Origin of the sequence: Pseudomonas sp. NFACC56-3, assembly GCF_900100025.1 — a bacterium.
GTDB classification, from domain to species: domain Bacteria; phylum Pseudomonadota; class Gammaproteobacteria; order Pseudomonadales; family Pseudomonadaceae; genus Aquipseudomonas; species Aquipseudomonas fluorescens_AA.
In genome coordinates this window covers 141,221-147,837 of sequence record NZ_FMTK01000015.1, presented here as the reverse complement: position 1 = coordinate 147,837, position 6,617 = coordinate 141,221, and the positions used below count along the sequence as shown (strand labels likewise).

The 6,617-nt window shown below is 55.5% G+C and carries 10 protein-coding genes; 5 read left to right on the top strand and 5 right to left on the bottom strand.

What is annotated here, in order from left to right; all coding sequences use genetic code 11:
* Both BLO80_RS29980 and BLO80_RS19920 read left to right on the top strand, forming a co-directional pair.
* On the top strand, positions 1 to 336 hold a 336-nt coding region (locus tag BLO80_RS29980; protein ID WP_175459523.1), incomplete at its 5' end, for a hypothetical protein.
* Positions 337 to 482: 146 nt separating this feature from the next.
* On the top strand, positions 483 to 806 hold the full coding sequence (locus BLO80_RS19920) for a hypothetical protein (RefSeq protein ID WP_256574224.1): 324 nt from the start codon (positions 483 to 485) through the stop codon (positions 804 to 806).
* A 177-nt stretch (positions 807 to 983) separates the two neighbouring features.
* Here BLO80_RS19920 and BLO80_RS19915 read toward each other — a convergent pair whose 3' ends face one another.
* On the bottom strand, positions 984 to 1,256 hold the full coding sequence (locus BLO80_RS19915) for a hypothetical protein (protein ID WP_058544380.1): 273 nt from the start codon (positions 1,254 to 1,256) through the stop codon (positions 984 to 986).
* A gap of 822 nt (positions 1,257 to 2,078) precedes the next feature.
* Here BLO80_RS19915 and BLO80_RS19910 point away from each other — a divergent pair.
* Both BLO80_RS19910 and BLO80_RS19905 read left to right on the top strand, forming a co-directional pair.
* Positions 2,079 to 2,357, top strand: a complete 279-nt coding sequence (locus tag BLO80_RS19910; protein ID WP_072412375.1) for a BrnT family toxin — start codon at positions 2,079 to 2,081, stop codon at positions 2,355 to 2,357.
* Positions 2,335 to 2,592: a BrnA antitoxin family protein gene (locus tag BLO80_RS19905; protein ID WP_092205076.1), complete on the top strand. Its 258-nt coding sequence runs from the start codon at positions 2,335 to 2,337 to the stop codon at positions 2,590 to 2,592. Before BLO80_RS19910 ends, BLO80_RS19905 begins: the two co-directional genes overlap by 23 nt.
* Positions 2,593 to 2,793: 201 nt before the next feature.
* Here the strand turns inward: BLO80_RS19905 and BLO80_RS19900 are convergent, their stop codons facing one another.
* Entirely contained in the window at positions 2,794 to 3,525 is a 732-nt protein-coding gene (locus BLO80_RS19900) for a DUF899 domain-containing protein (RefSeq protein WP_092334067.1), read from the bottom strand.
* A gap of 187 nt (positions 3,526 to 3,712) precedes the next feature.
* Between BLO80_RS19900 and BLO80_RS19895 the strand changes: the two genes are divergently transcribed.
* Positions 3,713 to 4,105 (top strand): transcriptional regulator, encoded by a 393-nt coding sequence (locus BLO80_RS19895; RefSeq protein ID WP_092334065.1) that lies wholly within the window; start codon positions 3,713 to 3,715, stop codon positions 4,103 to 4,105.
* 138 nt (positions 4,106 to 4,243) lie between these two features.
* Here the strand turns inward: BLO80_RS19895 and BLO80_RS19890 are convergent, their stop codons facing one another.
* The 3 genes from BLO80_RS19890 to BLO80_RS19880 all read right to left on the bottom strand — a co-directional run bounded on the left by BLO80_RS19890 (position 4,244) and on the right by BLO80_RS19880 (position 6,287).
* Positions 4,244 to 5,110 carry a DUF6279 family lipoprotein gene (locus tag BLO80_RS19890; protein ID WP_092334063.1) on the bottom strand — a complete coding sequence of 289 codons (867 nt, stop codon included), beginning with the start codon at positions 5,108 to 5,110 and terminating at the stop codon, positions 4,244 to 4,246.
* Between the two features lie 81 nt (positions 5,111 to 5,191).
* Positions 5,192 to 5,908 (bottom strand): TorF family putative porin, encoded by a 717-nt coding sequence (locus BLO80_RS19885; protein ID WP_092334061.1) that lies wholly within the window; start codon positions 5,906 to 5,908, stop codon positions 5,192 to 5,194.
* Between the two features lie 190 nt (positions 5,909 to 6,098).
* Positions 6,099 to 6,287 carry a hypothetical protein gene (locus BLO80_RS19880; RefSeq protein ID WP_025212437.1) on the bottom strand — a complete coding sequence of 63 codons (189 nt, stop codon included), beginning with the start codon at positions 6,285 to 6,287 and terminating at the stop codon, positions 6,099 to 6,101.
* Positions 6,288 to 6,617 lie beyond the last annotated feature (330 nt).

The following is a 6,617-nucleotide window of genomic DNA, read 5'->3' as shown; positions in this document are numbered from 1 at the left end:
CTTTTTAGCACAATTGGTTCATGGAACCCTGAATTTACATTTGAACAGCGAAAAGATGCGTTTTTTTACATGATTGAGTATTTGCTGGTTAGTGGTAAGATAAAATTCATTAAGCCCGGGGCCGATTGCTATGTTTCCCCAGATAATCCCTGTCCAAAGCTTTCTATTTACGATGAAGCAGCCCATTGGGATTTAGATGTGAAGAAGATTGTGTCTTACCTAAGAGATTGTTGGGCAGAAAGTGCAGAATCTGAAAATGTTAGCGAGCTAACAGCTTATTTTTATGAAATTCCAGGAGTGATTTGGATAGATGAGGGCGGGTGTTTTTTTGAATGAAAAAGGGGACAGATTTATTTAGGTCAGGAAAATAAATCTGTCCCCTTTTCTCCTTTTCTCGGCGGAATATCATTCCGATCCGCACACGCATACCTACGAATATGGTCCTGGCTATGGTCCCAAGGGGAAAGAGACGAGGATAAATAATGATTAAAGTTCCGGAGTTGAATGAGTTGCTTGTTGCTCACAACTGCTTGCATGCCATTAGCATTCAGTTGAATGAGGATGGGATGGCCTATGATTTATCTCTATCGATTTCAGTCTCTGAAAAGGCGGAGGGTGATGTCGTGCATATCAGATTCAGTGATATCAGCCAATTCACGTCTCGTGATTTTGGCGGCGGACTGACTCAGCTGATGCATATGAACGTGACTAAGCTGGATTCGGGTTTTGACAGGATGCGCTACCAATTGAGAGATCTTGAAGATGAAAAATTAACATTTTATTTCTCATCATTTTCGGTTGATTAGATGGACTGTTGCTCCAGCAATAAGCAGCAGACAAGCAAGAGGAAAAGAAAAAAACGGGGACAGATTTATTTAAGTCGGTAAAATAAATTTGTCCCCTTTTCTAGTTCTGTAAAAGTCTCAGTCATTTTGTACTCTCCACACGTTTGAAACGGGCGACCCTAAGGTCGCCCGTTTTCATTACTCAGCAGCCTGCGCCCGCAACCGCCTCCCAATCACATCCATCACATCACACCCATCGCGCAACGCTATCGTCAGCATTTTGCAGAAGTCGGAAAGCACCACCGTATCGGAGCTGATATCCGAGCGGAACGCGATGTTTTCCAGCACCTGGGTCACGGTGCGGATGCGGTAGTCGGCGGTTTCGAAAAGGACATCCAGCGGGGCTTCGGTATCGATGAGCAACGTTGCAGGGACGCAGTCGATGCCAGTGATGGGCATATATCGATTCATTTTGAAGATCTCTGTTTGATTGGCTGAAAGCCATCACTCAGTCGTCGCCAAACAATTGGGTGGTGGCTGTGCGCAGGTTGGCGAACCGGTTACAGAGAAAACCGGCAGATCCGAAGATCTCCCGCGCACAGCCGCCGTGGAATATAGCGGCTTTGCGGGTGCGTCGGTACCTGCAATCAGCCGGTAGCTTTCGCATTCTCTGTAATCGAGTCGCCAAACCCGAATCGCCTTTTTAGGCGACGAGGGACTATAGGCTGGCTCGCTCCAGTGCCACAAGACACCGCTTTCCGAGCTTCATGTAGGACGTTTGGCTCGGTATTTGTCGGCTTAAAGCGGGCGACTGCTGCGCAGTCGAGCGGGAGCAAGCTCCCTCGCCACAGGGGTGGTGCTCGACTTGGTTGGTTTGTGCATCAGCCAGGAAGCAACTGTGGGGGCCTTCGTATTTATCGTGGCGACGGCTTCAGTCCTTGCTTCCCTCTTCCTGTCTTCCTGTCTTCCTGTCTTCCTGTCTTCCTGTCTTCCTGTCCCCTCAGAGACCTGCTTGTCATCCTATCTGTCCGTTTCGAAGGAAGTTTCCGGTTCTGCACGGGATCTTTCATACCTTTATACGGGAGGCGTCTGATTTCAGATGAGCGGCTCCGACAGTACTCTCCGGGATGGAGGCGGAGGCGTCCCGCGCCGAGTGCCGAATGAGGCTCCAGCGCCTGTGTTAATTCCAATTTTCGCCAGTCAGCCGAGGGCTGTGTCACCGAGCTATCCGGGGCTGTGCATTTCTGCCGAGAGGCGTATTGTGTATGTACATAAGTAAAGACATAAAGCCCCATGCTGTTTGAATGGGACGAAGCCAAGAACCGGGCCAATATTCTTAAGCACGGTATCGACTTCAACGACGTGCCGGGCATCTTCCATCATCCGATGCTGGCCGTGCGCGATGACCGAATGGACTACGGCGAAGAGCGCTGGATTGCCGTCGGCTGGATCAAAGAGTTGATTGGCGTAGTCGTGTATACCGAGCTGCGAGGCGATGTGATCCGCATCATTTCCGCCCGAAAAGCCACTAAGCAGGAGGCCATACGTTATGTCGAAAACATCGAAAACTGACTGGGAGCGTTTGGCCAAGTTGAATGACACGGACATCGATACCAGCGATATCCCCGAACTGGATGAGGACTTCTTCCGTCGCGCCGAGCTGCGTGTGCCGGTAAAGCAGGCTGTGACTATTCGCCTCGACGCCGACGTGCTGGAGTGGTTCAAGGGGCAGGGCGCGGGCTATCAGACACGCATCAATCAGCTTCTTCGCCAATACATGCAGGCTCAGCAGGGCCATCGTCGATGAGCAAATTAATGCTATGAAACGGGCGACTGAGAACTCGCCCGTTGTCATTAATTCTGTAACCTGCGCCCGCAGCTCTCCCGATTTACATCAAACCTATCGCACAGCGCTGTGGTTAAGGCAACGCAGGCGACTGCTGCGCAGTCGAGCGGGAGCAAGCTCCCTCGCCACAGGGATCGCGCTCGACTTGTGCGGGTTGGCGCATCAGCCATGGCAGCAGCTATGAGGCTTGGCCTCGTCGTATTTATCGTGATGGCGCACCCAGTCCATGATTTCGTCTTCGTTGCGGCCCTTGGGCGTCAGGTCGAGGTAGTTGTAGGTGCCGACCAGGATGTCGAGGCCGCGGGCGTAGGTGGAGTAGGTGTGGAAGATGTCGCCGGCTTCGTTGCGATAGAAGACGCTCAGGCCGGGGAGTTCGCCTTCGGTGGTGTCGGTTTTTTCGTAGTTGTAGGTGGCTTTTCCACTGGCGGTGTCTTCGGCTTTGAAGCTAACGCCGAAGTCGTAGTTGAAGTCGCAGCCGTTGGACGAGACCCAGTCGAACGCCCAGCCCATGCGCCGTTTGAACGGCTGGAACTCGGCGAACGGGGCGCGGGAGATGGCGACCACGGCCACGTCATGGTGTGCCAGGTGTTGGTTGGCGCCGTCGATGTGGTCGGAGAGGAAGGAGCAGCCCTGGCAGCCTTCTGTCCAGCCGGGGCCGAACATGAAGTGGTAGATGATCAGTTGGCTGCGGCCGCCGAACAGGTCGGCCAGGCTCAGTTCGCCGCGGGGGCCTTGAAAGCGGTAGGGTTTGTCGATCTTGACCCAGGGCAGGGCGCGGCGTTCGGCGCTGAGTTTGTCCCGTTCGCGGGTGAAGGCTTTTTCGTGGGCCAGGTGTTGGCGGCGGGCTGCGAGCCATTCTTCTCGCGAGACGATTGGATGATTCTCTACGTTCATGGTGATTTCTCCTGCATGGCAGAGCTGCTGAGTGGACGCTTCAGCAACTGGTCGTTTGGCCTTCGATGAATTCGACAGGCCGTTGGTCGGCTCAAGGCAGAGACCAACCGGAAACCCGGCTGAACGGCAGCGCAGCACCTCGGTCACAACCTAGGTAGGCATCTCACTCTTCAGAGGATGGACCAGGATGACGACTTATAACTGGGACTTGATCGAAAAGTTGTTGCACGAAGTGCAGAACGGCGCCGGCCACAGTTTTACGCCTCGGCCTTATGCGGAGGAATACGCGGCTCGGAAGGCGGCGGAGGGTGAGCAAATCGAGAACCTCGATCATCTGAAAGCAGTCGCCGGGGAGTATGAAAAACTGCTGCTGGAGCGTGGCTATATCGAGCCGCGGCCGGAGGAAGAGGGTGGTAATGGCGAGAACTTCGTGCTGACGCCCCGTGGCTCGCGGTTGCTGAGCCTGATCGACAGCAGTATTCCGGGCAATGATCATCCGCGCCAGGTGTTGGATGAGCAGGAAGATGCGCTGGATGAGTTTACCTTTGATGATTTGGCGTCCAAGGCGCAGATTGCCTAGGAACCAGGCACAAACCTTGTGGGAGCGAGCTTGCTCGCGATAGCGGTCTGGCATTCACCAGATATATTGCCTGTTCAATCGCTATCGCGAGCAAGCTCGCTCCCACATTGGATCACCCACATTGGATCTTCAGTGGTTTTAAGATCGTGCTGCTTTCAGGCACTTCAAATCAGTGAAATCCTTCTTCACCCCATCGATTTTCTTCAGCAGCCGTTCGCGCTGGGGCGGGGTGCTTTCGGCCATCAGGTCCACCAGCAGGCTGCGAGCCTGGGCTTCGGTTTTGCTGAAGGCCTCGCGGTAGGCGGGGGTCCAGAGGCTTTCGCGGTTGACCAGCAACTGCTCGATGCGTTTGGGAAAGTCTGGGCTGTGGCGTTGGGCCACGGCTTCGCTGAACTGGTTCTGCCAGTGGGCGCGGTTGGCGATCCATTGCTGGTTCTGATCGCCCAGGGCGGTGGACCAGGCGACCACCCGCTGGCGCTGGGCGTCGTTGAGCGGGCCGAGCCAGTCGTTCAGGCGTTTGACCATGCGTTCGCTGCGTTCCTGGATCTGCTCCTGCAACGTCGGCTTGAGGTATTGCTGTTGGCGTTTGCGCTGGTCCTTGACGAAGGCCGCGTCCATGTCGGCGACTTGGTCGTCGCTCAGGCCTTGCAGCAATTCGATGGCCGAGGGGGTGATTGCACGGGCGGTTTCGGCGATAGCGGCCTTGGCTTCCCGGGTGCGCTGTTGCAGGGCTTGGTCGGTCACCTGATTGGTCTGCACCATGGTTTCCAAACGGTCTAGCCAATCGAGGTAGCCGGGCAACTGGGTGGTGCAGTGCCAGGTCAGGTGTTCCTTGAGGCGTTCGTTGAACCAGTCTTTCTGTTCGCCGTTGATCTCCAGGTAGTCGTTGAGGGTCCAGGGGATGATCAGGTCGAGATTGCGGTAGGCCAGGCCTACGCGGCTGCAGGCGGTGAGCGTCAGCAGCAGGGCGATGAACAGGGCAGTGCGGGTCAACCAGCGCGACATGAGCGAGTCCTTGCAAAAGCGTAGTTGCTTTGTTGGAGCATGGCAGACACGCAGCAGTTCAGCCGATCGAATACGTAACGCTTAGTAAAAAGGATGGGCCATCTTGAGGGTCAGCAGGCTGTCGCATTCGCTGTTGTGGCCGGAATACGCCGAGCAACTGCTACCGCTGAGGCTTGAGTCGCTGTAGATCAGGTCCAGGTCGATGCCTTTCCAGGGCCGGGAAATTTTCAACGACCAGTCGCTGAAGCTGCCTACGTAACCGTTCTCGACCGAGACTGGTGTATTGAGCTGGTGGGTGGTGTATTTGGCGCTGATGCCAATGCCGAACGGCACGTTGCCGCCGAGGTCGGCGAACAGCGTGCTGTTCTGTTTGTCCGGATCGTTGCTCAGGGCAGCGCCGAAACGGCTGCCGAGCACGGTCAGGCCACCGTAGAACTCCTGGCTGTCGAGGGTATCGGCGGTGGGGTAGCTGTAGTGGATCAGGCCGACTTCGTAGCCCAGGGTCTGGTCGAAGGGGTGTTTAAAGCCCATGTAGGAATCGATTTCAAGGTCGGCCGAGGAGGTCAGGCCGGCGCTGGGTGACCACTGGCCGATGTACCAGCCGCTGTCGTGGCTCAGGTCCAACCCACCATGAAACGAACCGGTGCTCGACGGTGTGACGAGACCCTCGGCCATGCTGCGGCTGGGGGTGGTGCCCAGTTTGAGGTCGAAGTCGCCGAGTTCGCGTTGGAACACCTGCCCCTGGGCGAGGGAGCACGTCAGCAGGCTGATCGCCAGCGCAACAATAGGAGTACGCATGCTTCACTCCATGAAATAGCGAGGAGCAGGAATTAAGCTGAAACGCTTGAGCTAGAGAGGTGCAAGGATACCGGCGAATGATCGGCAGCGAAGGCCGTTCGTCGGTTCATGGGAGATGAATAGAGCGGGGGAGGGGTCCAGTCCAAGCGCTTCGAAGCTCAAAGCGCTTTGGGACCAGGTGACGCGCAGGTTACTTTTTGCCCAGGCTGATCTGCTTGGATGGGCCGAATGTCTGGCCGCTGACGCCTTTGGCAATTTGCTGGATCTCGCCGCCGGACTTGAGGAACGCCGCGATCTGGTCGTTGATCGACTCGCTGGTTTCAACGGCTGGAGCTGGCTTCGATTTGCTGTTGGATGCTTTTACGCGCATGACGGCCATTAACCTGTAGATAATTAATTGGGCCAGGCATCGTACAGGAAATACTTGACAATTGCTTGGCAAATATTCTTCTGAATTATCGCTGGCGTGACGGAAATAATTGGCCGTTATCCGGCAGTAATTGCCCTAAGCCTCTGTTTTAAATAACAACCGTGTGAAGAATATTGCGCCGAGAACGGATGACACGCACCGTCACCGGCCTGACGAATGGCTGTGCCTCGGACGAAAACCCAGGAAAATCAACGCTTGTGCCAGGCCTTCCGGGCAAACCTTGCTGGCGGCCACGAATCGCGCCGCAAAACCGGGTAGAATGCCGCCCACGCAATGAGG

Coding starts and splice junctions, on each gene's coding strand:
- BLO80_RS19920 (WP_256574224.1), top strand. CDS start 483: ATGATTAAAGTTCCGGAGTTGAATGAGTTGCTTGTTGCTCACAACTGC.
- BLO80_RS19915 (WP_058544380.1), bottom strand. CDS start 1,256: ATGAATCGATATATGCCCATCACTGGCATCGACTGCGTCCCTGCAACG.
- BLO80_RS19910 (WP_072412375.1), top strand. CDS start 2,079: ATGCTGTTTGAATGGGACGAAGCCAAGAACCGGGCCAATATTCTTAAG.
- BLO80_RS19905 (WP_092205076.1), top strand. CDS start 2,335: ATGTCGAAAACATCGAAAACTGACTGGGAGCGTTTGGCCAAGTTGAAT.
- BLO80_RS19900 (WP_092334067.1), bottom strand. CDS start 3,525: ATGAACGTAGAGAATCATCCAATCGTCTCGCGAGAAGAATGGCTCGCA.
- BLO80_RS19895 (WP_092334065.1), top strand. CDS start 3,713: ATGACGACTTATAACTGGGACTTGATCGAAAAGTTGTTGCACGAAGTG.
- BLO80_RS19890 (WP_092334063.1), bottom strand. CDS start 5,110: ATGTCGCGCTGGTTGACCCGCACTGCCCTGTTCATCGCCCTGCTGCTG.
- BLO80_RS19885 (WP_092334061.1), bottom strand. CDS start 5,908: ATGCGTACTCCTATTGTTGCGCTGGCGATCAGCCTGCTGACGTGCTCC.
- BLO80_RS19880 (WP_025212437.1), bottom strand. CDS start 6,287: ATGGCCGTCATGCGCGTAAAAGCATCCAACAGCAAATCGAAGCCAGCT.